Genomic DNA, 26,178 nt, shown 5'->3' with positions numbered 1-26,178 from the left:
TCATTTAGGGAGGTTGCCGCGTTCGCCCTCCCGGTATGCGCCGGGCGTTACCCCTGTCCACTTCTTGAATGCCCTGTGGAAGGTTGAGGGCTCGGTGAAGCCAACCTTGGCCGCGATGTCGTTGATGGGCAGGTCCTGCCGGCTCAAGTAGTAAATCGCCATATCCCGCCGTAGCAGGTCCTTGATTTCCTGAAACGAGGTATTTTCCTGCTTCAGCCGGCGCCGCAGCGTTTGCGGGCTGGTATGTAGCTCTGCGGCAATCCATTCGAAATCCGGTAACGGCTTTGAGAAATCTCGCCCGATCAGCGCACGAATCCGCCCCGTAAAGGTGTTGCTCTCGTCAGGCCGGGACAGCAGGTCTGCGGGCGACGTCTTCAGGAATTGCCGCATCTCCGGCTTGTCGCGGATAACTGGCGCAGACAGGAAGCGTTTGTCGAAGGTGAGGGCAATCCTGTCGGATTCGAACGCCAGGGGGCAGTGGAAAATGTGCCGGTATTCGTCGCCGTGGGGCGGCCGGGGGTAATCGAACTCTGCCTTTTCCAGTTCTATGGGTTGCCCGATGAGCCAGCTGCCCAAACGATGCCAGATTACGAGGATGCTCTCCCTCAAGAAGAAACTGGGATCGTTAATTTCGCCTTCCATCCGGGCCACCAGTCGGGCTTTGTCCTCGCCAATTTCGAGCTCCATCGACACCATGGGTTCGAAGAGCCGGGAAAACTGGAAGGCTTGGCGATACACCGATTCCAGGTTGGGGCAGTCAATCACCAGCGCACACATGGTGGCGAAGGTGCCTGTCCGGGCCCGCCTGGGCCCAAGCCCCATAAACTCGTCCCCCATCCGGTTCCAGAGCACCTGCATAAGATGGCTGAACTGGTCGCTGCTGACCCGGGCCATCTCGATACGCAGGAGATCGGGCGAGATTCCTGCCTCCCGGAGCATTTCCCGGGTATCAAAACCAAGTCTTTCAGCACCCCCCAGGGCAGCCTGAACAAAGTGCTTCGAAACCGTCAGATCGGACATCACGCTCGCCATTCCATAAAAACGAAACCCATCATAAAACCCCGGCAGAACAATGCAACCGAAGCCGTCCGGAGAGGCTGGTAGAAACGGCCAATCGGAATGACGGAACCGGCAGTTGGCCCCGTTGGCAAAACCGGGCAGCATGAAGGAAACGAATGCTATTCGGATCATTCTGACAATAAAAAGGAGATCATCATGGCGGGTCCTCTGACTTCGCTGAAAGTTCTGGATTTCAGTACCTTGTTGCCCGGCCCATACGCCACCATGCTGCTGGCGGACATGGGAGCAGATGTATTGCGTGTGGAGGCACCGGACAGAGTGGATCTGACCCGGGTAATGCCGCCCCACGATGCAGGGGTGAGCACGGCCCACGGTTTTCTGAACCGTGGCAAGAAGTCGCTCGGCCTTAACCTCAAAGAAGAGGGCAGCCGGGAGAAAGTTCTGGAACTGGTCAAAGACTACGACGTTGTCGTCGAGCAATTCCGCCCGGGTGTGATGGACCGGCTTGGTATCGGCTATGAAGCCCTCAAGTCGGTAAACCCTCGCCTGATCTACTGCTCCATCACCGGCTATGGCCAGACCGGCCCTCACAAGGATCGCGCAGGCCACGACATCAATTATCTCTCCCTGGCGGGCGTTAGCAGCCACTGCGGCCGTGCAGACAGTGGGCCGCCACCGATGGGTATCCAGATAGCGGATGTGGCGGGAGGTTCGCATCATGCCGTTATGGGCATCCTGGCTGCCGTGATCCACCGACAGCAGACCGGGGAAGGGCAGTTTGTTGATATCAGCATGACTGATGCGGCCTTTGCGCTGAACGCCATGGCCGGGGCAGCCTGCCTGGCGGGTGGCCAGGAACAGAAGCCGGAACGCGCGTTGCTGAACGGTGGCTCCTTTTACGACTACTACCAGACGCGCGACGGTCGCTGGCTTTCAGTTGGCAGTCTCGAGCCCCAGTTCGCTTCCCGCTTGTTCCACACCCTGGGGATCTCTGAGGTAACCAGCCTCGCCATGAGCCAGAATCCTGAGCATCAGCAACACCTGAAAGGGGTTCTGAAAGAAAAGATTGCAGAGAAACCCCTGGCGGAGTGGCAGGAGATTTTTGCCGACGAGGATGCCTGCGTGGAACCGGTTCTGACCATTTCCGAGGCCGCTGAGCATCCACAGCTAAAGGCCAGGGGCATGGTGATTGGTGTTGATAGGGGGGACGGCACTCAACAACCTCAGATCGGGTTCCCGATCAAGTTTGAGAAAACGCCCTCGGAAACGTCCCGGATCGGGAAAATGCTCGGAGCTGATAACGATCAGTTTCTTTAGAAGAAAATAACGTGAATAAGTGTTCAGTTTTGTCTGGCTGAAAAGGAGGGCTCTGCTAGTTTTATAAATGTCACCGGAAACGGTGGAACCGTAGTGAACAAATACAAGGAATACACTATGAAGCTCAGGAAAACCCCGAGTGGCAGACATGCCCTCAGTCTCACTGTCGCTCTGCTTGGCAGTTCGTTGCTGGTGGGGTGTTTTGATGGCAGCAGCTCGCCTGGATCATCCCAAGCCGGAATAGACCCTAATCTTTTTCCGGCGGATGGCAATTTTGAAGCGGAAATTCGCAGAACGACGAATGGAATTCCGCACATTAAGGCGGACAACCTTGCATCTGCTGCCTTCGGCCACGGGTATGTTCAGGCTCAGGATAACGTGTGCGTGCTGGCAGAGTCTTTTATTAAAGCCAGAAGTGAGCGCGCCAAGTACTTTGGTCCCGGCGAAGACAATATTAATATAATTAACGATTTCAGCTTTAAGGCTCAAGAAATACTCAGCGGTGCCAAGGCCGAGTTTCCGAAACTGAGCGCTGAAAGCCGCGCCTTAGTTGAAGGGTTTACCGCAGGGTACAACAAGTACGTCAGTGAGACAGATCCAGGAACATTGCCTGCAGAATGTCGTGATCAGCCATGGGTTATGGAGATTGAGCCCACAGACTTGTTGGCGCATTATCGAATCGTTGGCCAGTTTGCCAGCGGTGCGCGATTTGCTACTGGTTTGGTGTTTGCGGCAGTTCCTCCAGGAGAATCTGCTGAGCCAGTTTCGGCTCAGCCGCTGGCAGGCAGTTCCGAAACCTCGGAGTATGAGTTCAAAGTCGCTGATGCGGCACGCCGGAATGCTCGTGAGATCAAGAGCTTTTCGAATATGGGACTGGCCAGTAACGCCTGGGGTATAGGTGCCGAGCTCACAGAGAGCGGGAAGGGGGCGCTTCTGGCGAATCCCCATTTTCCCTATACTGGACAACTTCGCCTATATCAGACCCAACTGACTGTTCCGGGTTATTTGAACGTTAACGGTGCCGGCCTTCTTGGCACGGCCATTCCTCTGATCAACTTCAACGAGAATCTGGCCTGGTCCCACACTGTAACGACAAGTCGTCGCTTTACCTGGTACGAGCTGGAACTGAAGCCTGGCGACCCGCTCACCTACATCAAGGATGGTGTGGAAAAACCAATTACCTCTAAAACACTGCAGATAGAGGTTAACGTTGGTGCGCCGGAGCCTGTGATCTTTGAAAGAACCTTCTGGTTCTCGGAATATGGCCCGATGCTGGCGCCCAATGAGGCGAACGACTCTTTTCCGGAGTGGGGCGGTACGGGACTGGTTAACGGGAAATCCGCCGCTTACACCTATCGCGATGCCAATGCCAATACTTCAGGATTGCTGGATACTTGGCTCGGCATGAGTCGGGCGACTAATCTCGATGAATTTAAGAGTGTATTTCGTGAGTGCGGCACAACTCTGTGGACGAATAGCACCTATGCCGATGACCAGGGTAACGCTTACTACATTGATAGTAGCTCTGTGCCCAACCTTTCCGAGGCTGCTCTTGCGGTCCTGGAGTTCAAACGCACTGCGAGTCCGGACTTCAATGAGTTGTTTGAAAGTGACATTACACTGCTTGATGGCTCGAAGTCACGGGATGACTGGGTTGAGGGCGATTGCGCGGGTCTCGTACCTTTTGAGGATAAACCGCAGTTGCAGAGAACTGATTGGGTTCAGAACTCCAACAGCAGCTATTGGTCCACAAACCCGGACCAGTTTCTCACTGGCTTTTCACCATTGTTTGGTGCGGAGAACGCGCCCATTAACATGCGCACGAGACTGGGCATCAAGATGCTTCAGAACCCAACTGACCCAGGACTAGATCCGAACACGATACCACCAGCAGGTCAGGACGGGAAATTCAGTGCGCAGGATCTGATCAATACAATCTGGAATAACCGAGCCTGGTATGCCGAGCAGTTCCTGCCGGAATTGCTGGAACGCTGCGACGTCGTAGCCAGCCCTGTCAACGTGCCTCAGGGTCTGCTCCCCTCCGATCCCGAGGTAACGTCGCCCGGTACACAGGATGTGACTGCAGGCTGTAATGCATTGAATGGCTGGAACGGAACATTTGACTTGACCAGCAAAGGTGCCCACCTGTTCAGGGCCTTTATCGATATCTATAACCGAAGTTTCCCGGATGACCTGCAAACGGAGTTCGATCCCACTGATCCGGTTAATACCCCTGCGGATCCTTCAACAGACAATAGAGGCAGCGCAGATGATCCCATGTTGCAATCTCTGGCTGCGGCCATGGTGTTGCTGCAGGACGCCAATATTGCAATCGATAGTGCGCTGGGCGATGTGCAATATTACCAGCCAACCGGAGGCGTGCCGCCGGGCGTTGATCCGGTGAACGCGCAGGCTCTGTCTGCCAGAATTCCATGGCATGGTGGCGACGGAAATGTCGAAGGTGCGTTTAACGCGATTGGCGTTGTTGATAGCGATTTTGCAGAGGGCACCCGGATACCTCGTGTAAACACCCCAGAATACACAGGTATGACCGAATCTGAGGAAGAATTCCGGTTTGCCGGTGGATTATCCGCCAATTCCAGTGAAGGCTGGGCGATTGCCCGTGGTGCAAGCTGGCATTTCGGCCTGGAGTTTACCGATGAAGGCCCGCAAGCATACGGTCTCCTTAGTTATTCACAATCTACGGATGCAGAATCTGATTTCTTTGTTGATCAGAGCCTTCGTTACTCCCAGAAGGATGCAAGAAAGCTTTTCTTCACTGAGGAAGAGATTGAGCAGAACCTGATCACTGGTGGAAAATTTACCATCAGTAACTGATCGCAAACCAAGAGCAGCGGTCTGTGCCCGTTCACGAAGGCTCCGGTGGCAGGAAATCGGAGCCTTTTTTTATGCCGGTGACCCGGCCTGAATAAGGTTTACACCTTTACACTTGAAACACTGGGAGGACTTAACTGCGTTTAGGACTAGACGCGGTTATACAGAGAGCCATTGTCAAATCTGGTGTATGACCTTCAGGTAGCGCTCCTGTCAGATTGGCCATCCACTCGTTCTCCATCCCGAAACTGAACGTTATTCACGACCAGTCTCAGTTGGTCAAACCCCTTAATCCGCCTCCAGCGTTTCTGGACGGACTGGAGCAGTTTGAACTCCATCGATTACGTGGTGTCCCTGGAGCCGCAAGATCGGTTCCGTTTGGTCCTCAGTCGCACTGTGTCAAAGGTGGATTCAATGGGGTTGGTCTTCCTCAAATGAAGCCAGTGAATCGCCTCAGGGTGTTTTCGAACGCCTTGTGGGTGCTGTCACGGGTCTGCGCCAGATAAATCTCGTGCAAGGCTGACTTAACCTTCGGTTGTACCGACTTGGGCAGTTTGTACAGTACGTTGGCGGTTTTGTGAACCCAGCATCCCTGGTGCCGGGTATCCGGAAACACCTTGCTCAGAGCTTTCCAGAAGCCCAATGCGCCGTCACCAACATCCAGCTTGTGATATGGCTCCAGGCCTCTTTCCCGCAAGTCCATGAGCAGCTATCGCCAACTGGCTTCAGACTTACGGGGCCGTCCTCGACGGCGCCCAGTTCCTTGTGACCATATTCAGTAACACCGATGATCACCAGTAGACAGAGCCGGTCATCCAGGCGGACGTTGCTATATACGCCGTCTGCCCGCCAGTAGACGTAACGCTTCTTGCGCAGGTAGAGCCAGGGGATAAGTTCCCCCAAACTACTGGTCCGCTTCAGATACGGCGGCAGCAGCTGACTGTTGAAACGGACACCGGAACCGCTGAGATCCCGGACCTTGGGCACCCGGACTTCAACGTCGCCAACGCCAGTCTGAACGGTGCGCCTGGGTTAGTACCCGTTGTGTACCAATGCCTTGCGACCATTAGCTGCTTTGAGGTCTTCATACTGCTTCAACAGGCTGTCCAGCTCAGTCTCGACGGCCTGTGCGATTAGGTCACGCGCACCCTGCTGGATCAGTTCGTGCAGGTTAGACTTGTGCATGGCGTATCATTCCTCTGTTGGTTGTGATCTTGGCGTAGATCAACCAACAGGATACGCCACCCCTTCAACCTGCTTCCATACACCAAAAATCACCATAACTCGACTATGGAGGGATGATGTGCCGGCGTTTCGGATAGATCATTAACTGATGGCGGAAGTGGGTGTTGTCCGGGGCCAGAAGCAAATCCGGACTGATGACAATTTTCCTGCAGCCTTCTCACTTAGCATTTTTGCGCGCTCATAAAAAACCCCCGCAAAAGCGGGGGTCGATTTGAGCTGACTCTAGTGTTTATTGCTGCTCATCTCCTCTAGAAGCCCGGGTCACTTTAAATCGGATTGCATGAACCGGTGCCGAAGAGAGTCAGCGTGCCAGTGACCATCTGGCCGAATACTGCGGCTGGGTCGGCCGAAGTCGGCGTGCTGTGAGTTGTGCCCTCAGCGTCATACTCGACGAAGCAACTAGCATCGAACGGAGCTGACAACGGGAAACCTCCCGCGAGCGGGGCGTTGAAGCTGTCAATAGGCACGGTGATAGTCTGAGTGGGGGAAACCTGGAAAGGTAGGTTACCCTCGAGTGGCGGAACACCCCACAACATTTCGTCTGCGCCGTTCGGGATTACCAGGTCACCAACCACCTGAGAGAGGAGTACAGGTGTACCCTGATCAGCAAGGTTATCAACGAAGTTGACGGGATCCGCTGAATCGAAAGCCGCCTGAAATACGTTCAGGTAGGATTCCAATGCAGAATCGCCTTGTTCCAGTCCAGCAGCCTGTTGCAGACCTACCAGAATTCGCGGCGCAAATGCCGGAGAATTCTCAAGGAGCCGGACAACGCCACCGCCCGGTGTCAGGAGGCTCGCTGATTGGATGTCATTGAGACTGGAAGAGATGGAGCTACTCCCGTTCGGTGCAGTGAAAATAATCTCATCAACCTGATTTTCATTGACACTTGCGACGAAGGGTGCGCCGGTAATGGTGCCGAGGGAATGCCCTGAGAAGAATACCGGTGTTGCAGCCGATATAACTATGTCACCACTACCGCCGGTCAGCGTAAGTGCTGTCCCAGTGTTCGGGTCAGCAAGGCTTGCCCGAAGATTCATTTGATCAAGAACGCTCTGGCGGTTGTTGTCTCGACTGGTGAGGAAGCTTGTCAGATTGATAAAAAGACTGCCTGAATCACCTGTTCCAGCTTCATAGTCGATAGCGGCCGGTACACCCGGTTGCGCTGCGTAGAGGCCGAAGTGCCGCTCGTTGCCTATTTGAGGTGCAAGGCCGGGAATCGTGCTGCCTGCGTTCTCAACAGTGTTTACCAGAGACTGGGCTGTTGCTGTTGACTCCGGTGTCGCATTTCCATCTCCCGGGGTGCCGCCCGCTAGCGCGTCTGCCAGTAGAGAGACACTTCCGGCGATAACTAGCGGTGCCAAGGCTTCCGCCTGCGCTTCAGTTGAGCCTCCTGCAGTGAGCAGTGCAACCGCCAGATCCGTCTGCTCCTCTTCAGTAAACGCAGCGATACCGTGCAATGGTTGATCAATAGCGATCACAGCGTAACCATTGGCAGCCAGTGCTGTACCGAATGTCAATGCCGAGCTGCGATCAGTCGTAATACCGTGTTGGTATAGAACGACTCCGTTAATCGTTCCGTCGTCTGGATACAAAGCTAAAACCGGAACATCAACGCCACCGTCGACGGTTCTTTCCGGGAATGGGAAGATATAGTTCACTGCAGTGGAAACGCTCGAGTCGCCTTGAGCGAAGAGAGGGTCCGGACTGACTTCGGAAAACAGATCATTTATTCCTCCTGCCAGAACAGGATCCGCCTTCCATGAGTCCGTCACTACACCCGGCGCAGAATCGGAAAGGAAATACGGGAGGTTAACCGTTCCCTGGGCTGCCAGCACATTGGAAGAGCCCGTGATAGATCCCGCCACCGCCGATATCGCACCTACTGGTACGCCTGCACCTATTGAAAAATCTCCACCATCGCGGTTGACGCCGGGAATCGGCGTAGGCAGTAGATTCGGATTTTGGCTGACAAGCTGTGACGAAATCGCGACGCCTGTACAGTCAAATGCGTCTTGGCCACTATCAGCACTCTCGCAAGGAGCTCCACCGCCGAATACTGTCGGGAGAACATCTCGAAAGGTCTGCGTTTCGTTTACTGGGACGTCCGGGAAAACAGCTACTGCTCCCTGAACAATTGGAGCCAAATCAGCATAACTCGTTGCTGGTGATTCCTCATTCGCCAGAGCGCTTTTTGCAGCTGCTACTTTAACGAAAGTCTGAATTTGATCACTGAACCATGCTCCGGGTTCGGCGATATACTGCAGAACTTTTTCATCGTTGGAAGTGGTGAAGCTGTAGCTAAGTGCAATATTCTCTGCGGGAATGCCAGCAGCCTGTGCAATTGGCTCCCACAGACTGTTGATAAGGGCTCTGACCGGGGCAAGGGCGCTGTTACCCAGTGGTTGTTCGGCATCGGTCAGGCTCTGATATGAAGGGGACGCGACTATTGCATCGCCATTGATATCCTGAATGCCAGTTGTTACAACCGCCACATACCGCTTTCTCGGATTAAGAGGCTCGAGCGGTAGAATTCTGATTGCAGAGTTTCCGTCAAGTGTCACAACGTCAGCTCGGTATTGTGGGGTGGTAGCACCGAGTGCTGCGCTTGGCGCCGGTGGTTCCTGGTTGCTCAAGCCTTGAACTGGGTCGCCACTCGCGTAGGTAAGCTCGATTAGGAAAACGGTCTCCCCTGTTACCACCGTGTCTGGGTCGATTTGACCATTAAGCTGAATAACTGCAGGGGCGACTGTAGATGCACCGCTCAGTTCATTCAGTGCTGTGGTCACGGGCGGAGAGGTGTCGCCAACGCCAAAGGTTCCATCACCCTGCTCGGAGTCGAAAATCAGGTCATTTGGAATCGGCAGCTCACTGGTGAGCGGATTGAAAATCGGCCAGGTTTTCCCGGTGAAATCAGGGTTGTTGATCTGATAATCCGGATTGGCATTCGCCCCCGTCTCGCCGCTATCAAAGCAGCCTGTAAGTCCAACGGAAGACGCCACGGCAAGACTTATTAGAGTTTTCTTGAACATGGGTGGAACCTTTTCCTGTTGTTGTGTCGTTATGTTCGGCAGCTGACGGGGCCGGTCTGATCCGGTAAGCCCGTTGTCAGTGGCCTGTTCTGCTTAAACTGTTGTCTGAAATTGTAGCCAGCGCTGTAAGCCAATTTCTGTATCTCTGACTATAGCGACAGTATGGCAAGTGTTGATCAGCCAAAAGTGTGATTCTTCTGGATTGAATCCTCCCCGCACAGTTGGAGTTCGGCCTTTGAGAAAAATAGTTGCCGGATAACGGTTTGTCGAGGTCCGGCAACCGGAAAATTGAGGCGCAGTCGAGGTTTACTCGAAGCGCGAGAAATCCGGTGCGCGTTTTTCCATAAAGGCCCGGAAGGCTTCGGCGGCTTCGGGGGATTTCAGGCGCTCGGCAAACAGCTGTCCCTCCTCGAGCATGGTTTCCCTGAGTGATTCCATAGTTGGCCTGTTAAGAAGCGCTTTGGTGGCCCGAATGGCTGCTGGTGCTTTTTCAGCCAGCCGCTGGCAGGCCTCGAAGGCATTGGCTTCGGTCTGCTCGGGCTCGCAAACCCGGTTGATCAGGCCAAGCCGAAGAGCTTCCTCCCCGGAGAAGGCACCGCCAAGCATCAGTAGCTCTGCGCTGCGCACCCGGCCAATCCAGGTGGGAAGTAGCAGGCTGGAGCCACCTTCGGGGCACAGGCCGAGGCTGGCAAACGGCATCTGGAATGCCGTGTTGTTGCCGGCGAATACCAGATCGCAGTGCAGCAACATGGTGGTTCCAATGCCGACTGCCGCGCCATTGACCGACGCCACCACGGGTTTGGTTGCGCTGGCCAGTAACAAAAGAAAGCGGCCTACGGGAGTTTGTTCGAAATCACCGGGCAAGCCGGCGGCAAATTCGCCCAGGTCGTTGCCGGCGGTGAAACACTCGCTGCTGCCGGTAAAGAGTACGCACCGGATGTTGGCATCATCCCTGGCTTGTTCCAGAGCATCGCCCATGGCGGTGTACATGGCGTGGGTGAGGGCGTTCTTGCGCTCTGGCCGGTTCAGTCGAACGATGAGAATCCGGGCTTTGATTTCGGTAAGGACGAGGTCAGTCACGTTGGCTCCTGCAGTGTTATTGTAGTTTGGTTAGGATGGTACCTTTTTCCTGTACCGTTTTTCACGGCTTTTTATGACTGCTTCGCCATCTGTCGAATCACTCGCCAAAGCGATTTTCTGGTAAACTTTCGCATCCCGATTTTTGATGACACGACATAACGATATCAAGCTGATGAGGCGCCTATGACCACCGTAATCCGCCAGGACGATCTGATTGAAAGCGTAGCGGACGCGCTGCAGTTCATTTCCTACTACCATCCGAAAGATTTCATTGATGGTGTGTATGAGGCTTACCAAAAGGAAGAGTCCCAGGCGGCGAAGGACGCCATGGCCCAGATCCTGATCAACTCGCGCATGTGTGCGGAAGGGCATCGGCCCCTGTGTCAGGACACTGGTATTGTGACGGTATTCGTCAACATTGGTATGAGCGTTCAGTGGGACTGCGAGCTACCCCTGGATGATGTGATCAACGAAGGGGTGCGTCGCGCCTACACCCATCCGGACAACGTGCTGCGCGCTTCTATTCTGGATGACCCGGACGGCAAGCGTAAGAATACCGGTGATAACACGCCGGCCATCATCCACTACAAGATGGTTCCGGGCGATACGGTTGAAGTGCACGTGGCTGCCAAAGGTGGTGGTTCAGAGGCCAAGTCCAAGTTCGCCATGCTGAACCCGTCCGATTCGGTTGTCGATTGGGTTCTTAAAATGGTCCCGCAGATGGGGGCTGGCTGGTGCCCGCCTGGTATGCTGGGCATTGGTATTGGCGGTACCGCCGAAAAGGCGATGGAAATGGCCAAGGAATCCCTGCTGGACCCGATCGATATCCACGACCTGAAAGCGCGCGGTGCCTCGAACAGAGCCGAGGAACTGCGTCTTGAGCTGTTCGACAAGGTGAATGATCTCGGTATTGGTGCCCAGGGGCTGGGTGGCCTGACCACCGTTCTGGACGTCAAGGTCAAGGATTACCCGACGCACGCTGCCAATAAGCCGGTGGCCATCATCCCGAACTGTGCTGCGACTCGCCACGCGCATTTCACTCTGGATGGCACCGGACCTTCCTTGCAGACGCCGCCGCGCCTGGAAGACTGGCCGGAAATCACCTGGGAAGTGGGCGACAACGTTCGTCGCGTGAACCTCGATACGGTGACCCCGGAAGACGTAAAGGACTGGCAGCCGGGCGAAACCGTCCTGCTATCCGGCAAGATGCTGACTGGCCGGGATGCTGCCCACAAGAAGATGGTCGACATGATCGAGAAAGGCGAGGAACTGCCAGTCGATCTGAAGGGTCGGTTCATTTATTACGTTGGCCCGGTTGATCCGGTGCGCGAAGAGGTCGTTGGTCCTGCAGGCCCGACAACTGCGACTCGAATGGACAAGTTTACCCACACCATGCTCGAAAAGACTGGCCTTACCGGAATGATCGGTAAAGCAGAGCGCGGTCAGGTGGCCATCGACGCCATCAAGGAATTCGGTGCGGTCTACCTGATGGCCGTGGGCGGTTCTGCTTACCTGGTCTCCAAGGCCATCAAGAATGCGGAAGTGGTTGCCTTCCCGGAACTGGGTATGGAAGCCATATACGAGTTCGAGGTCGAGGACATGCCGGTCACAGTCGCCGTTGATTCACGCGGCTCGTCTGTGCACCAGACAGGTCCTGCGGAGTGGCACGAAAAGATCATTGCTGCCAAGGCGGTCTGAAAAGCTGAAATCGGGGTCAGATGAAAAAAGGGTCAGATGAAAATTTCATCTGACCCTTTTTTCATCTGACCCCAAGTTAAATCCGTCAGCTTGAACAGCTGATATTCAGGTGCTTGCCCCAATCCGGCGGCAATGCAGCATAAGGCTCACTCTCCGGTTGCTCGTCATAGGGGCGCTCAAGAACCTTCAATAGTGCTTTCATCGGTTCGTAATCCCCGTTTTGCGCCTCCTGGATGACCTGCTGGGCCAGATAGTTTCTCAGCACATACTTCGGATTCACGCGACGCATGGCGTACTCCCGCTCATCATGAGCTCGCGTCTCGTTCAGGAGTCTTTCCTCATAGCGCTCCAGCCACTGGTCCGCCACGCTGCGATCTACAAACAGATCCCGCACCGGCCCATGGCCATGGCTGTGCAGATTCGAGAGCGCCCGGAAGAAGGCCGTGTAGTCGACATGGTGCTCGTGCATCATGCTGAAGGTATCCATGATCAGGCTCAGGTCTGCTTCATCCTCGATGATCAGGCCAAGCTTGTCTCGCATGTTCTGGAGGAAGCGCTCGTTGTAGGCCACTTCATAGCGGCGAAGCCCCCGGCGCACGTCGTCCTCCTCCATTACCGGGAGCAGGGCTGTGGCCAGGTAGCGGCAATTCTCGAACCCGACTTGTGGTTGACGGTTGTAGGCGTAGCGCCCGCCCTGGTCGGTATGGTTGCTTATATAGCCGGCATCGAAATCATCAAGGAATGCGAAAGGGCCATAATCAAAGGTGTCGCCGATGATGGACATGTTGTCGCTGTTCATCACGCCATGGCAGAAGCCGACTGCCTGCCAGTCCGCAATCGTTCTTGCGGTGCGTTCCACCACTTCCTCGAACCAGCGGGCGTATCGATCGTCATTTGGCAGGTTGATCAGATGAGGGAAGTGCAGCGAGATCACATGCTCAAGCAGAGTCTTTACGCTTTCAGGCCCTTCGTGGTGCGCGGCGAACTCGAAGTGTCCGAAGCGAATATGGCTTTGAGCCACGCGCACCAGTGCAGCCGCCGTCTCGATGGATTCCCTGCGCACCGGGTCTTTGGCGCTCACCATGAACAGTGCCCGGGTGGTAGGGATACCCAGTCCGTGCATGGCTTCACTGCACAGGTATTCGCGAATGGTGGAGCGAAGCACGGCGCGGCCATCCCCGAAGCGGGAGTAGGGAGTCATACCGGCGCCTTTGAGGTGCCAGTCCCAGCGTCGTCCATCGGGGCCAACGGTTTCCCACAGTAGCAGTCCACGGCCGTCGCCCAGGTCGGGATTGTAGGCGCCGAACTGGTGGCCCGTGTATTTCATGGCCACAGGCTCCATGCCCTCGAGTAACTCCGATCCCGCACCCACGCCGGTCCAGTCGGATTCGGAATCGGCGCGAAAGCCCATCTGCCCCGCGAGCTTGTGGTTGAAGCACACCATCTTTGCGTCTTTCAGAGGGGAGGGCTGAACCCGGGTATAAAAACTGTCCGGGAGCTCCAGGTAGCGATGCTCTATTCGAAAATCGTTGCCACTCATAAAACGCCTATACTCCCATTGGTATGAATTCTGCTGCCGTCTCTCTTAAGTCATCCATTGAACTGGAAACCCAACGTGTCTGATCGCTCGCTAGAACAAACCATCAGTGCCCTGATTCAGCAGGAAGGCCTGCCCGAGGCCTACGCCGAAACGGTAGAAAAGACCATTCTGCCGCTAGCAGACCGAATCCGTGCGCTCCATGATACGGAAAAGCAACCCATTGTGGTTGGTATTCACGGAGCCCAGGGTACGGGCAAGTCCACGTTGACGCTCTTTTTACGGGAAATCCTGCTCCGCCACTGCAACCGTTCCACTGCCAATTTCTCCCTCGATGACATTTACCTTACCAGAGCCGAGCGTGAGGACCTCGCCGAACGGGTACACCCGTTGTTTAAAACCCGGGGTGTGCCCGGAACCCATGATGTGGCGCTGGGGCAGCAGGTTTTGCATCGTTTGCGCACGGCAGCGCCCGGAGACTCTACGCCCATCGCTGCCTTCGACAAATCCAGGGATGATCGGGTTCCCCGGGATCAGTGGCCTGTCTTCGGGGGAAGGGCGGAGATCATTCTTCTGGAGGGCTGGTGCCTGGATGCGCGACCGGAGCAAGACAGTGCGCTTGATGATCCGATAAATCGGCTGGAGGCGAACGAGGATCCTGACGGCCTCTGGCGCAGCTATGTTAACGATCAGTTGAAAGGAGAATACCGACAGTTTTTTGATCAAATCGATTATCTGGTCATGTTAAAGGCCCCCTCCATGGCGTGTGTTCTTGAGTGGCGTCGGCTTCAGGAGCAAAAGCTGGCAAATAAAATCCGTAATGCACCAAAAAGTGGCGGGCCCCATGATGGTGCACAGGAGTTGCGCATTATGACCGACGAAGAAGTCGGCCGCTTCGTGATGCACTATGAACGGGTTACCCGTGCCTGCCTCGCAGAAATGCCTGGGCGGGCTGATGTTCTGATCAACGTGGCCGAGGACCATTCCCTTGGCCTTCCGCAGTTTCGCGAGGCCTAACGGAGACCGGCCATGGCCAGACCCCATTTGATTCTCTTCTCGGATCTGGACGGCACCCTGCTGGACCACGACGACTACCGCTGGCACGCGGCGGGGCCCGCCCTGGAAAGGCTGAAGGCAGCCAATATTCCCCTGGTGCTTAACTCCAGCAAAACCATGCCGGAGATCCGGGTTTTGAGGGAAGAACTTGGAAATCAGGATCCGTTCATTGTCGAAAACGGTGCAGCCGTGGTTATTCCGCCCCACGCCCTGGGCAATGCAGAAGAAGAAGTGGTGAATTTTGGTGCAACCCGGGAACGCGTCCTTGAGGTGCTGGCCGCGCAACGGAAGAAGGGCGCGCGATTCAGGGGCTTTGCCGACATGTCTACCGATGAACTGGCAGCGCAGACCGGCCTGGGTCCGGCAGCGGCCGGGCGGGCCAAAGAACGGCTCGGAACTGAACCATTGATCTGGCAGGGCTCCGAGCAGGAACTGGCGGAGTTTGAAGCGGCTCTGAGTGCCGAGGATCTCCGCCTGGTAGCGGGCGGACGTTTCCTCCATGCCATGGGTATATTTGATAAAGCCGATGGGGCCCGGTTCTTGCTAAACAAATACAAAGAGCAATACCGGGAGCAGTATGGCGATGGGCAAGTGTTGGCCATTGCCCTGGGTGATAGCCCCAACGATCAGCAGATGCTGGAATCGGCGGATATACCGGTGGTGATCCGGGGCGTAAAAAGCGAAGAGGTTCAGTTGCCCTCGGCAAAACACGCCATTCGCTCCCTCAAGCCCGGCCCCGAGGGCTGGAATGAGTGCGTGCTCAATCTCCTGTTTGAGCACGGGTACTGACCCGTTCGAGTGTGGGTATAAAAAAGGAGAGCCGCCATGGGCGACTTTTACCAGAATGGCATTATCACAACCCTTCATAACCTGGTTCGGCGTCCGGTAGAGGAACTCGAAGCGGAGCTGATGAGTTTTCGCAAGACCCGGCCCATGTCCCTGGTGTTGCCCTCCCTGTACTCAGAGCTGGAAGGGCCGGCCCTGAAAAATATCGTGCATGAGCTGGGCAAGGTGCCTTATCTGGACCAGGTGGTCATTGGCCTGGACCGAGCCAACGAGGAACAATACCGCCACGCCCTGGAGTACTTCTCCGAACTGCCACAGAACTTCAAGGTGCTCTGGAACGACGGGCCTCGACTCAGGAACATTGACCTGAAGCTTCGGGAGCAGAACCTGGCACCGACGGAAATGGGTAAAGGACGAAACGTCTGGTATTGCTTTGGCTATGTGCTGGCCTCGGGTGTCAGCAAATCCGTTGCCTTGCACGACTGCGACATCCTTACGTATTCCCGGGATCTTGTGGCCCGCCTGATCTACCCTGTGGCTAACCCCGGCTTCAACTACATGTTCTGCAAAGGCTACTACGCCCGTGTAGCGGACGGAAAAATGAACGGAAGGGTCAGTCGCCTGTTGGTAACACCGTTGATCCGATCCCTGAAGAAGGTCTGCGGCCCCAACGATTTCCTGGATTACCTGGACAGTTACCGGTACCCACTGGCCGGGGAATTCTCGTTTCGCACGGATGTGATCAATGACCTGCGGATTCCCAGCGACTGGGGACTGGAGATCGGTGTGCTGTCGGAGATGAAGCGAAACTACGCCACCAACCGCCTGTGCCAGGTGGATATTGCCGATGTCTATGATCACAAGCATCAGGAGCTCTCACCGGAGGATGCCAGCAAGGGTCTGTCCAAAATGAGCATGGATATCGCCAAGGCTCTGTTCCGAAAGTTGGCGACCAACGGTGAGATTTTCTCCAATGAGAAATTCCGGACTATCAAGGCCACGTACTTCCGTATTGCACTGGATTTTGTGGAGACCTATCAGAACGACGCCATTATCAACGGCCTGACGTTTGATCGACACAAGGAAGAGAAGGCGGTGGAGCTGTTCGCCCAGAACGTGATGCGGGCGGGCGCCTATTTCCTCGATAACCCGATGGACACACCTTTTATTCCCAGCTGGAACCGGGTCACAAGCGCGATTCCCGACATCAAGGAGCAATTGCTGGAGGCCGTAGAGCTGGATAATGAGGAATTCCGGCCATGACCCAGGCTCTGAAAGCGAAGCTGGTTTCCATGCTGGATGTCGTCTATCCGGAGCTGGACTGTGACTTTCTGGCCGAGCAGTTGCTGACCACCATGGGACTGGAGCCCAACCAGGCCCCGCCGCCTGCGCATCAGAATAACTGGGACGAATCGGATGTGGTGCTGATTACCTATGCCGACACGGTTCAGCGGGCGGAAGAAAAACCACTGCAGACATTGCACCGGTTCCTCGCGGATTGCCTGTCAGATTCAATTTCGTCAGTGCACATTCTGCCGTTTTTCCCCTACAGCTCCGACGACGGTTTCTCGGTCATGGATTATCTGGCTGTCAACGAGTCCCACGGAAACTGGGAGGATATCGAAGGCATTGCCCGGGATTACAAGCTGATGGCGGACCTGGTGATCAACCATATGTCGGCCCGCAGCCGCTGGTTCGAGAATTTCCGCAAACGGGTAGACCCGGGCAAGGATTATTTCTTCGAGGGCAATCCGAGGGATGATCTGAGTGCCGTGGTGCGTCCCCGAACCTCGCCACTCTTGAACCCGGTTCAGACCGATGATGGCGAAAGGTATGTCTGGTGCACCTTCAGTGAGGACCAGGTTGATCTGAATTTTGCCAACCCCAAGGTACTCATCGAGTTTGTTTCCATCATCCGGCGCTACCTGGAGCGTGGCATTATCATTTTCCGGCTCGATGCTGTCGCCTTTCTCTGGAAAGAGCCGGGCACACCCTGCATCCATTTGCAGCAAACCCATGAGCTGATCAAAATCCTGCGCCTGTTGATCGAGCACCACAGCCCGGATGCGGTGGTGATTACCGAGACCAACGTACCCAACCGCGAAAATCTCACCTATTTCGGCAACGCCAACGAAGCCCATGTAATCTATAACTTTTCCCTGCCGCCCCTGCTGATCAATACCCTGGTTACCGGTGACTGCAAGCACCTGAAAACCTGGCTGATGAGCATGCCGCCCGCGCAGATGGGCACCACCTATCTGAATTTTATTGCGTCCCACGATGGTGTGGGCATGCGGCCAACGGATGGTCTGCTGACGGAGGAAGAGAAGCAGCGGCTGATCAACACCATGGACTCGTTCGGTGGCAAGGTCTCGTACCGGCGCACGCCGGATGGCCGCGACCAGCCCTACGAAATCAACATTGCCCTGTACGATGCGCTGCAGGGCACGGCGGAGTCGGGTCGCGATCACTGGCAATTGCAGCGCTTCGTCTGTGCCCACACCGTCATGCTGGCGCTGGAGGGGATTCCGGCCTTCTACATTCACAGTCTGCTGGCGACTGAGAACGATCTGGAGCGGGTGGAGCACACCGGGCGGCTTAGATCCATTAACCGCAGCCAGTGGCAACTAGATACTCTGGAGCAGAAGCTCGCAGATCCCCTGAGCCACCACAGCAAGGCGTTCGAGGAGCTGAAACGCCTGATCGCCATCCGGCGTAAACAGCCGGCGTTTCACCCGAACGCTACCCAGTTCACCCTGCATCTCGGCCTGCAGCTGTTTGGTTTCTGGCGCCAGAGTATGCGCAGGGATCAGTCCATCTTCTGCATTCACAACATCAGCAACGAAGTGCAGCAGGTAGCGCTGAGCGACATCAATCTGATTGGTACCGATCATTGGCAGGATCTGATTTCCGGAATGACCATTGATGATCTGTCCGGGTCGATTGCCCTGAAACCCTATCAGAGTGTGTGGCTATCGAATCTTGAAGTTACCGCCTGACAAACTGTAGACGTCATTTGTGCAATGCTCGAAAAACATAGGGTATCCTGTGCCCATATGAGCAAGGCCGAGATGTCATACATGATCAAAGCAATCAAGGTAACCGGGGGCAATCTAAGCTGGCAGCCCTGGGAAGGACCGGGTGAACCGCCCGCAGACCACGTCGAAATCGAGGTTGTCTGGACAGCCATCAATCGTGCGGATCTCATGCAGCGCGCTGGCGTCTATCCCCCGCCTCCGGGAGCAGCCGATATTCTCGGGCTGGAGGTCAGTGGTCGCATCGCTTCGGTCGGATCCGGTGTAACCCACCTCAAACCCGGTGATGAAGTCTGCGCCCTGCTCACTGGCGGCGGTTACGCGACTCGTGTGGTGGTACCCGCGGTGCAGGTTTTGCCCGTTCCCAAAGGGGTGTCGCTGGAGAAAGCTGCGTCTATTCCCGAGGTTTTTGCCACCGCCTGGTTGAATCTGTATCACGAAGCAGCCTTGAAACCGGGTGAGCGTGTGCTCCTGCATGCGGGTGCCAGCGGCCTTGGTACTGCGGTAATTCAGCTCGCAACGGCCTTTGGCAATCCGGTCTTTGCGACCGCCGGTGATAAGGCGAAACTGGAGGTTTGTCGCAATCTGGGAGCCAGTGGCGTCTGGAACCGGAACGAAGGCTCCTTCGTTGATGCTGTTACAGCGTGGGGTCGCGTGGATATGGTTCTGGATCCGGTCGGTGGCAATTATATTGCCGAAGATCAGCGGGTTCTGAATGTTGATGGGCGTATTGTGCTGATTGGGTTGATGGGTGGCCGTATGGCCGAAGTGGATCTGGGCCTGATGCTGGTTAAACGCCAGCGGCTGATAGGTTCCACTCTCCGTTCACGCACGGTCGAGGATAAGGGCGAGGTGATGCAGGCGCTCTACCGGCACGTCTGGCCACTGCTTGCAGCCGGCCAGATTGAACCTCTGATCGATAGCACCTGGCCGATAGAAGAGGTGGAAGATGCGATGGCCTATGTGGCCGAGAACAGGAACACCGGCAAGGTGCTCCTGAAAATCTCGGATTGATTTACACAGACCACACGCGTCTCAGGTATTGCAGTCAGTCTGCGATGTGAACCAGCTGTTTGCCGAAGTTCTGGCCTTTGAGCATGCCTTTAAAGGCATCAACGGCGTTGTCCAGCCCTTCGGCAACGGTTTCGCGGTATTTAAGTTCCCCGGAAGCAACCCGTGAGGCCAGGATGTCCGTGATTTCCTGATGCTGGTCCTGCCATTCGGTCACGAGGAAAAAACGATGCTCCGGCGCCGGATCAAGCGCCCCGAGCACGTGGAAGGGAGTTTCCACGCTGGCCATATCTTTTGCATTGTAGGCAGAGACAAAACCGCAGATGGGCACCCGGGCCCCCTCATTCAACAATGGGGCAACGGCGCGCGTAACGGCACCACCCACGTTTTCAAAGTAGATGTCGATGCCGTCGGGGCAGGCCGCTTTGAGATCCGCTTCCAGGTTGCCCGCCTTGTAGTCGACGCAGGCGTCGAAGCCCAGCTCATTGACCACGAAATCGCACTTCTCAGGCCCGCCGGCAACGCCAACCACCCGGCAACCCTCTGTTTTTGCGGTTTGGCCAACGACAGTGCCGACAGGGCCGGAGGCTGCCGAGACAACCACGGTTTCGCCGGCTTTCGGTTTGCCGACGTACATAAGTCCGCAATAACCGGTGCGCCCTGGCATGCCTGCAACGCCAAGGTAGGTTTGCAGGGGCACGTTGTCCCGTTGCTGAATTTTGTAGACCATCGGCGTGTCCGCCGGGAATGTGACGTATTCCTGCCAGCCGGAGTAGCAGGTAACCAGGTCGCCGACTTTCAGGTCGTCCGAGCGGGACTCAACAACACGTGCAACACTCTCGCCGACGATAGGCTCATCAATGCCAATGGGGTCCATGTAACCCTTGGCATCGTTCATGCGTGGACGCATGTAGGGGTCCAGTGAAAGCCAGAGCACTTGAGCAACAACTTCTCCCTCGTTAGGGGAACGGACAGGACGCTCTTCCAAAACGAGATCGCCTTGTTGGATTTCGCCCTGTGGGCGTTGTTTGAGCACGACGGCTCGGTTCTTGTATTCGCTCACTTGTTCTCTCCGGTTGCATAATGAAACCAGATTAGGGTGCAGCAGAATGATGGGCGGGTCAACTGTTTAGCTGGCGCCTGTTTGTTTGCAACGTTTTGATCCAGTTGTAGCGAAACGCAACAAGTGCCATAATTTTAAGTGTGAATAGATATCTTCCCTGGAGGTAACCATGACTACCGCCGTCCGTCTCGACGATTCACTCGTTCGTCACGCCGCCGCCGAGGGCGCGGTTAATCGGCGCTCGACACCCAAGCAGATTGAGTATTGGGCCGAAATCGGGCGTGCTGTTGCCGGCGATGTGAGTGCCGAAGATCTGATTGCCATTGTGCAGGGTATACGCCAGGTTCGGGTTGAGCCGGTGGTGGCTGACTCTGTGTCCAGCGATGAGCTCTGGGCCGAGGTGGACCAGTCCAGGGAAAGCGGTGACCTGGGCCGCTCTATCGGCCGGGGGCGAACGGTGTACCAGGCCTCTGGCGAGAAACCCGGCTACCTGGAGGCGATCTATCCGGACGGTAGTCGAGAAGTCGGCCAGTTTCGCAACGGGCGTTTCGAGGCACTGAGTGACCGTGACAACGCAGCCTGAGCTCTGGCTGTTAGTTGGCGGTAATGGTGCGGGGAAAACAACGTTCTATGAGCGGTTCCTGGCTCGTCGCAAAATCCCGCTGGTGAATGCCGATAACATCGCCAGAAGTGTCTGGCCGGATGCTCCTGAGAAGCACAGTTACGAAGCGGCGCTTGTTGCCGAAAGGGAGCGGTTCCGCCTGCTTGAGGAGCGTCAGACCTTCTGTTTTGAAACGGTTTTTTCCCATCCCTCCAAGGTGGATTTTGTCGGGGCTGCAAAGGCGGCAGGGTTCCGGATTCGGCTGTTCTATTTTCACCTGGAGTTTGCAGAACTCAACAAGGCGCGGGTTGCCTCGCGGGTCAAGTCCGGCGGCCATAGCGTCCCCGATGCCAAGATCCAGTCCCGGATTCCGCGAGCTCTTGAGAATCTCCGCCAGTGCGTTGGTCTTGTCGACGAATTGCATCTTGTGGATAACTCCAGCCTCGATCACCCCTATGTGCGTGTTGCGGTTTGGGAAGAGGGGCGTTGGCGTTCTTTACAGGAAAGACTGCCCGACTGGGCAACAGACTTGATCGATGCCTGATTGTTTATTACGGCCAGCTATCCGGCACAACAAACATCCGATCGGTCTCCTGCCATAGCCCGCTGCTGTCGTTTTGTTCGAGTTTAGCGAATAACAGGGGAATGTTGTGCCGCTTTATGGTGTTCAGTGCGGTCGCCACGGCATCCGCTGCGGGTGGCTCGCTCTGGCGCCACGGTCCAATCCAGTGGGGTTTGTTCAACACCACCCAGCCGTGGATGTCCGGCGCCCCGATTTGTGAGAGGCAGCACCAGTGTCCGCGAAGGTGATTGGCAGGCACTGACTCGGGCGCCAATACCGGCGCCTCTTCCGGGTAAAACAGATAGCCCGGCATGAAAATGCGGGGCGTCACGGGTTCGTTGATTCCAGCTTCGGCGAGCAGTTCCCTGGCTTCGGGCAATCTGGTTCGCTGGCTTTGCAGGTTCAACATGCGGTCTGCTTTCAGGTCCAGCCGATCTCTTGCGTTAGGGCCGTACCAGAGTGTTCTTCCGGCTTGCTCCGGAACACCCAGATAATATTTGATGGCAATTTCATGGTGTTCGATGCGATCTTCCAAACGATTGTGCACCACGAAATCCAGCTCGCCGATGGTTCGACCGTTGGACTGGATTTGCCGGTTCTGAAGCAGAACGTCCCAGCCCAGAAGATCTTGAAGCAATACCCGGTAAAGCTGTTCAAAGTAAAATCCGAGCCGCTTTGGCGGCGTCTCGCTCAGCAGTGGAGGTGCCTTTTCCGGATTGCGATCCCACGCCCGGAGTCGCTCATCAACATTTTTGCCGAGGGAACGGCTTGGCTCAAATGTCAGTGGGGACTGCAGCAACTGGGGCGCCCGGCATAGCCACGCAAGGTGCCTGACGGCCGGGGTGGTCAGCTCTGAAGTCGCGTAGTGGGCTGTTTTTGCATCCATATGGACAGAATACCGTAAACTGTCCCCAAGGCACGATGATCCATACAGTTCTGAAGGAGGCTTCATGCAATATCTTCACACAATGATCCGGGTAAGCAACCTGGATGAGACCCTCCATTTCCTTTGCGACCTGCTGGGAATGGTCGAGATCAGTCGCAAAAGCAGCGACAAAGGTCGATTCACCCTGGTGTTTCTGGCTGCACCCGACGACGAGGCGCGGGCCCGTGAAGACAGGGCGCCGATGATCGAGCTCACCTACAACTGGGACCCTGAGGAATATACGGGCGGTCGGAATTTTGGCCATCTCGCCTACCGCGTCGATGACATTTATGCACTGTGTGAGCACCTCAAAGCCAATGGTGTAACGATTAATCGTCCGCCCCGTGATGGACATATGGCTTTTATCCGCACCCCGGATAATATTTCTATCGAGCTGCTGCAGAAAGGTGATGCGCTGCCACCGAAAGAGCCCTGGGCCAGCATGGAAAACACCGGAACCTGGTAAGTGTTTGGGCGGGCCGCTGCGAAGCTTCGGAAATGCTACAATGGCCGCCCGCAATATGGCGTTCGCATCAGGACGATGCATTCATAACATGGAGAAGTTTGATGGACGATTGGCAAGGATGCCTGGATCCCCAGTGCCAGACCGCATTATTACGAGCCCGGGAGAGCGTTGAACGCAGGGGCGGCTCGGTGATTACCGCTGAAGACTACCTGCTTGCTCTTCTGGACTCCGCGCCTGCTATTGCCCGCTTTCTGCGCGGCTGCGGCGTGGATATGGATGAACTTACCCGCACCATTCGGTGCGAACAACCGATCGTGACGGAAGTGGGTGGCGAAGGGCAATTATCTTCCCAACTGATGTATTGGTTTGCGGCGGCCCGGGAAGCCAGCGATGCGCCATGGCTTGGTTGGTCGCACCTGCTGGAGGCGCTCGTTCGGCACGCGGACCGGTTGCAGCAAAAAGCCTATGTGGCGGTTTTTGAGCTTGTTACTCGCTGGCCGGATCCTTCCGATGAGCGGGAACTGGCGCCGATTGATGAATTCCAGAGAGCACCCGTGGTAGTGGCTGACTCGGCATGGGTTGAGCTGGCTGAAGATGTCGCGATCAGTCTCGCGGCGTCTTCGTCCGCCATGATCTGGGTGCGTGGCGAGCGTGGGTCGGGCAAAACGGCCTGGCTGCAATCGTTGCTTCCGGTACTGGAGCAGGATTACGTTGAGTTGGATCTCAGGCGTGAAACGGAGATTATGGCCAGTGATCTTCCGGTCCTGCCCGAGCGCACTTTGGAAAGTGGTCCAGGAGAGAGCGGCTCACGCTGGCCGGTTCTTGTGCTGGACAATGTCTCGCCTGCAGACCTGATTGCGCTGATGGATCTCCCTGATGGGCTGGCGTCCGCGCTCGTGCTGCAGTGGGCGGGCCCAATACTTTTGCTGGGCCCCGACGAGGCCACAGAAAGCCGTTCAGCTGTCTCACTTCAGCACCGCCTGGGCCGGAGCCTCGACATCTTTGACATGCCTGTTACGAGCGTGGTCCAGCGCCAGGCCATTTTAACGGCACATCAGGCCGCCATCGAGAAGCAATGGAATATCCAGATTCCCCGCTCGGTGATCCGGTTTGTCGCCTCTCGCCAAAGCCGTTGCGTCAGCACGCCGGGGGGAATGCTCCAGTGGCTTGAGCGGGCGGCTGCAAGGCTAAATCTCTTTGCCCGCAGAGGTCCAGGCGATGCGGTTGCCCTTGCAGGACAGGCAGACACACTGAGGCGCCAGTCCCTGGTGGCGCTTGCACGCAAGGAGCCGCTTGAAGATATTGAAACGTCGTTGAGAGAGATACAGCTCCACCGGGTGGCAGCGGAAGTGGCCTGGCACGAACGACAAGCGGCCGGCACGTTGCGTCAGCTCTGTAATGAAGATTTGCGCCGGGAACTGGAGCGGCGGGTTGCAGCGCGACCCGGGCCGGTTCACTATGTGCTGCATTGTAATCAGCAGGATGGAGATTCAGCGGGTGCAGGATCTGGAAATATACATTCGTGATCTGGAGCCGGGGGCGGTTTCCGGGTGGCTTGAAAACCATGTGGACCAACTGGAACTGAATGACAGTGACGTAGCGAGCGTGATCAAGGGCTTCGCGCGCTATGAAGGTGACAGGGTTCGAATATCGCTTTATCCCGGCGCGTTCGGCAAGCGTTTTACCTCTCTGGTGATTGAGGGGCCTCGGGTACCCTGGAACAGTGATCTGGACTGCGCCCGAAGCGCCTGGCGTGCCATGGATACCGAGATTCGCTGCAGTCCGGGAGACTGGAAAGAGGGCGAGCCGGTAGAGGATGAGAAATGGTGGCGTCTGGACCACCGGGGCGAGCAACAGGTCGTCTGGAACTGAAAGAGGCAGCCCTTGGGCTGCCTCTTTGTTTTCAGTGGGCGATTCAATCGCTCAGGATGGATACGTTGTCGGCCTGAAGGCCTTTGTCTGCCTCCACAACATTGAAGCGAACCAGTTGACCCTGTCGCAGGACTCGGCGCCCACGGCCACGAATCGCACGGAAGTGAACAAATACCTCGTCACCGCTGTCACGCACGATAAAGCCGAAGCCTTTCTTGACGTTGAACCACTTTACGGTGCCTTCTTCATCACCCTCAGGGCTGCTTTCGTCATAGCCATCATCATCATCGTCATTGTGGTTCTGGCTGGGGGCACGGTTGCTCGGCCGGGATGGGCTTTGCTGTTCGGCCGGTTTCTTGACTGAAAGCGCAATGGCCAGGAAGCCCGCAATGCCGAAAACGATCAGCGTAATAATGTAGGCGGCGATGCCACGAGTGCTACCGAGGGCCTCGATAAGCTGACCTGCAGCGATCAGGCGAAGAGGCTCTGGTGTAAAAGACAGCAACAGGGCAAGCACCAGCGGTGCGGGGATGGCGATCAGGAGAGAAAAAAGGATCGCTTTGGATGGATTACGCATTGACTGAAATTTCTCCATTATTGTAACGCTAACGATAAAAACCGGATATCGGGTAAAATCGCACATCCGGCCGGTGAAAACCGACAGTACCCCGAAAAACGGGAGTGCTGGCGGGCAAAAGCGGCATGATACCAGATTATCCCGAGCGCTGACCAAGCAACGGAATAAGCAGTGTCATCGATCACATTCTAGAGAGAACTACCCAGGGGAGTACCAATACCCGATGAGCCAGAACGATCTGGAAACCCGACTGGACGAGCTGGAAACGCGGCTGGCCTTTCAGGACGACGTTATCAATACCCTGAGCGAACAGGTTGCCAAGCAGGAAATGGACATCCGTGAGTTGTGGGAGGCCAAGCGGCTGCTGCACAAACAGTTGAAAGATGTTTCACCGTCCAATATCAAGTCAGAGCAGGACGAAACACCTCCACCTCACTACTGAAAACGGGGTCAGATGAAA

21 protein-coding genes and 1 pseudogene are annotated in these 26,178 nt (G+C 56.0%); 14 read left to right on the top strand and 8 right to left on the bottom strand.

Translation table 11 applies throughout. From position 1 onward, the window contains the following. Positions 1-1,020: an AraC family transcriptional regulator gene (locus tag CFB02_RS08660; RefSeq protein ID WP_088557681.1), complete on the bottom strand. Its 1,020-nt coding sequence runs from the start codon at positions 1,018-1,020 to the stop codon at positions 1-3. Between the two features lie 195 nt (positions 1,021-1,215). Between CFB02_RS08660 and CFB02_RS08655 the strand changes: the two genes are divergently transcribed. Both CFB02_RS08655 and CFB02_RS08650 read left to right on the top strand, forming a co-directional pair. Beyond that, on the top strand, positions 1,216-2,337 hold the full coding sequence (locus CFB02_RS08655; RefSeq protein WP_172835814.1) for a CaiB/BaiF CoA transferase family protein: 1,122 nt from the start codon (positions 1,216-1,218) through the stop codon (positions 2,335-2,337). Positions 2,338-2,430: 93 nt separating this feature from the next. Next, a complete protein-coding gene (locus CFB02_RS08650; RefSeq protein WP_227519368.1) occupies positions 2,431-5,175 on the top strand; it encodes a penicillin acylase family protein in 2,745 nt (914 codons plus the stop codon). Between the two features lie 194 nt (positions 5,176-5,369). On the opposite strand, the pseudogene CFB02_RS08645 reads toward CFB02_RS08650, so the two are convergent. The 3 genes and pseudogenes from CFB02_RS08645 to CFB02_RS08635 form a co-directional block, all read right to left on the bottom strand. Next, positions 5,370-6,357, bottom strand: a pseudogene (locus tag CFB02_RS08645) (transposase). A gap of 326 nt (positions 6,358-6,683) precedes the next feature. Next, positions 6,684-9,449 (bottom strand): hypothetical protein, encoded by a 2,766-nt coding sequence (locus tag CFB02_RS08640; protein WP_088557678.1) that lies wholly within the window; start codon positions 9,447-9,449, stop codon positions 6,684-6,686. Positions 9,450-9,755: 306 nt separating this feature from the next. After that, positions 9,756-10,529, bottom strand: coding sequence for an enoyl-CoA hydratase (locus tag CFB02_RS08635; protein ID WP_088557677.1), 774 nt, complete (start codon positions 10,527-10,529; stop codon positions 9,756-9,758). 183 nt (positions 10,530-10,712) lie between these two features. Between CFB02_RS08635 and CFB02_RS08630 the strand changes: the two genes are divergently transcribed. Next, on the top strand, positions 10,713-12,227 hold the full coding sequence (locus CFB02_RS08630; RefSeq protein ID WP_088557676.1) for a fumarate hydratase: 1,515 nt from the start codon (positions 10,713-10,715) through the stop codon (positions 12,225-12,227). 85 nt (positions 12,228-12,312) lie between these two features. Here the strand turns inward: CFB02_RS08630 and CFB02_RS08625 are convergent, their stop codons facing one another. Continuing rightward, the gene (locus CFB02_RS08625) at positions 12,313-13,767 is read right to left on the bottom strand and encodes a protein adenylyltransferase SelO (RefSeq protein ID WP_088557675.1); all 1,455 of its coding nucleotides are present in this window, start codon (positions 13,765-13,767) and stop codon (positions 12,313-12,315) included. A gap of 75 nt (positions 13,768-13,842) precedes the next feature. On the opposite strand from CFB02_RS08625, the gene CFB02_RS08620 reads away from it, so the two are divergent. From CFB02_RS08620 to CFB02_RS08600, 5 genes are all read left to right on the top strand, one after another. After that, positions 13,843-14,781 carry a hypothetical protein gene (locus CFB02_RS08620; protein WP_227519367.1) on the top strand — a complete coding sequence of 313 codons (939 nt, stop codon included), beginning with the start codon at positions 13,843-13,845 and terminating at the stop codon, positions 14,779-14,781. A gap of 12 nt (positions 14,782-14,793) precedes the next feature. Next, positions 14,794-15,609, top strand: coding sequence for an HAD-IIB family hydrolase (locus CFB02_RS08615; RefSeq protein ID WP_088557673.1), 816 nt, complete (start codon positions 14,794-14,796; stop codon positions 15,607-15,609). 36 nt (positions 15,610-15,645) lie between these two features. Then, entirely contained in the window at positions 15,646-16,869 is a 1,224-nt protein-coding gene (locus CFB02_RS08610) for a glycosyl transferase (RefSeq protein WP_014576613.1), read from the top strand. After that, positions 16,866-18,605: a sugar phosphorylase gene (locus CFB02_RS08605; RefSeq protein ID WP_088557672.1), complete on the top strand. Its 1,740-nt coding sequence runs from the start codon at positions 16,866-16,868 to the stop codon at positions 18,603-18,605. The genes CFB02_RS08610 and CFB02_RS08605 overlap by 4 nt, the downstream gene beginning before the upstream one ends. Positions 18,606-18,689: 84 nt before the next feature. Next, positions 18,690-19,655: an NAD(P)H-quinone oxidoreductase gene (locus tag CFB02_RS08600; protein ID WP_413772095.1), complete on the top strand. Its 966-nt coding sequence runs from the start codon at positions 18,690-18,692 to the stop codon at positions 19,653-19,655. A 34-nt stretch (positions 19,656-19,689) separates the two neighbouring features. On the opposite strand, the gene CFB02_RS08595 is transcribed toward CFB02_RS08600, so the two are convergent. Beyond that, positions 19,690-20,715 carry an NADP-dependent oxidoreductase gene (locus tag CFB02_RS08595; RefSeq protein ID WP_088557671.1) on the bottom strand — a complete coding sequence of 342 codons (1,026 nt, stop codon included), beginning with the start codon at positions 20,713-20,715 and terminating at the stop codon, positions 19,690-19,692. A 169-nt stretch (positions 20,716-20,884) separates the two neighbouring features. Here CFB02_RS08595 and CFB02_RS08590 point away from each other — a divergent pair, with 169 nt between their 5' ends. Both CFB02_RS08590 and CFB02_RS08585 read left to right on the top strand, forming a co-directional pair. After that, complete coding sequence (locus tag CFB02_RS08590) at positions 20,885-21,298, top strand: TA system antitoxin ParD family protein (protein WP_088557670.1); 414 nt, start codon at positions 20,885-20,887, stop codon at positions 21,296-21,298. Then, positions 21,282-21,860, top strand: a complete 579-nt coding sequence (locus CFB02_RS08585; protein WP_227519366.1) for an AAA family ATPase — start codon at positions 21,282-21,284, stop codon at positions 21,858-21,860. The genes CFB02_RS08590 and CFB02_RS08585 overlap by 17 nt, the downstream gene beginning before the upstream one ends. 7 nt (positions 21,861-21,867) lie before the next feature. Here CFB02_RS08585 and CFB02_RS08580 read toward each other — a convergent pair whose 3' ends face one another. After that, positions 21,868-22,764: a DUF1853 family protein gene (locus CFB02_RS08580; protein ID WP_088557668.1), complete on the bottom strand. Its 897-nt coding sequence runs from the start codon at positions 22,762-22,764 to the stop codon at positions 21,868-21,870. A 64-nt stretch (positions 22,765-22,828) separates the two neighbouring features. Here CFB02_RS08580 and CFB02_RS08575 point away from each other — a divergent pair, with 64 nt between their 5' ends. The 3 genes from CFB02_RS08575 to CFB02_RS08565 all read left to right on the top strand — a co-directional run bounded on the left by CFB02_RS08575 (position 22,829) and on the right by CFB02_RS08565 (position 25,141). After that, positions 22,829-23,269 carry a VOC family protein gene (locus tag CFB02_RS08575; RefSeq protein WP_088557667.1) on the top strand — a complete coding sequence of 147 codons (441 nt, stop codon included), beginning with the start codon at positions 22,829-22,831 and terminating at the stop codon, positions 23,267-23,269. A gap of 101 nt (positions 23,270-23,370) precedes the next feature. Beyond that, the gene (locus CFB02_RS08570; RefSeq protein ID WP_088557666.1) at positions 23,371-24,795 is read left to right on the top strand and encodes a hypothetical protein; all 1,425 of its coding nucleotides are present in this window, start codon (positions 23,371-23,373) and stop codon (positions 24,793-24,795) included. Continuing rightward, positions 24,767-25,141: a hypothetical protein gene (locus CFB02_RS08565; protein WP_014576622.1), complete on the top strand. Its 375-nt coding sequence runs from the start codon at positions 24,767-24,769 to the stop codon at positions 25,139-25,141. Before CFB02_RS08570 ends, CFB02_RS08565 begins: the two co-directional genes overlap by 29 nt. Positions 25,142-25,184: 43 nt before the next feature. On the opposite strand, the gene CFB02_RS18490 is transcribed toward CFB02_RS08565, so the two are convergent. Further along, entirely contained in the window at positions 25,185-25,718 is a 534-nt protein-coding gene (locus tag CFB02_RS18490; protein ID WP_008170398.1) for a cold-shock protein, read from the bottom strand. A 223-nt stretch (positions 25,719-25,941) separates the two neighbouring features. Here CFB02_RS18490 and CFB02_RS08555 point away from each other — a divergent pair, with 223 nt between their 5' ends. After that, a complete protein-coding gene (locus CFB02_RS08555; RefSeq protein WP_008170396.1) occupies positions 25,942-26,160 on the top strand; it encodes a SlyX family protein in 219 nt (72 codons plus the stop codon). Positions 26,161-26,178 lie beyond the last annotated feature (18 nt).

It is taken from the genome of Marinobacter sp. es.042, assembly GCF_900188315.1.
GTDB lineage: Bacteria > Pseudomonadota > Gammaproteobacteria > Pseudomonadales > Oleiphilaceae > Marinobacter.
The sequence above is the reverse complement of the archived record's forward strand: the minus strand, read 5'-3'. Positions and strand labels throughout refer to the sequence as shown.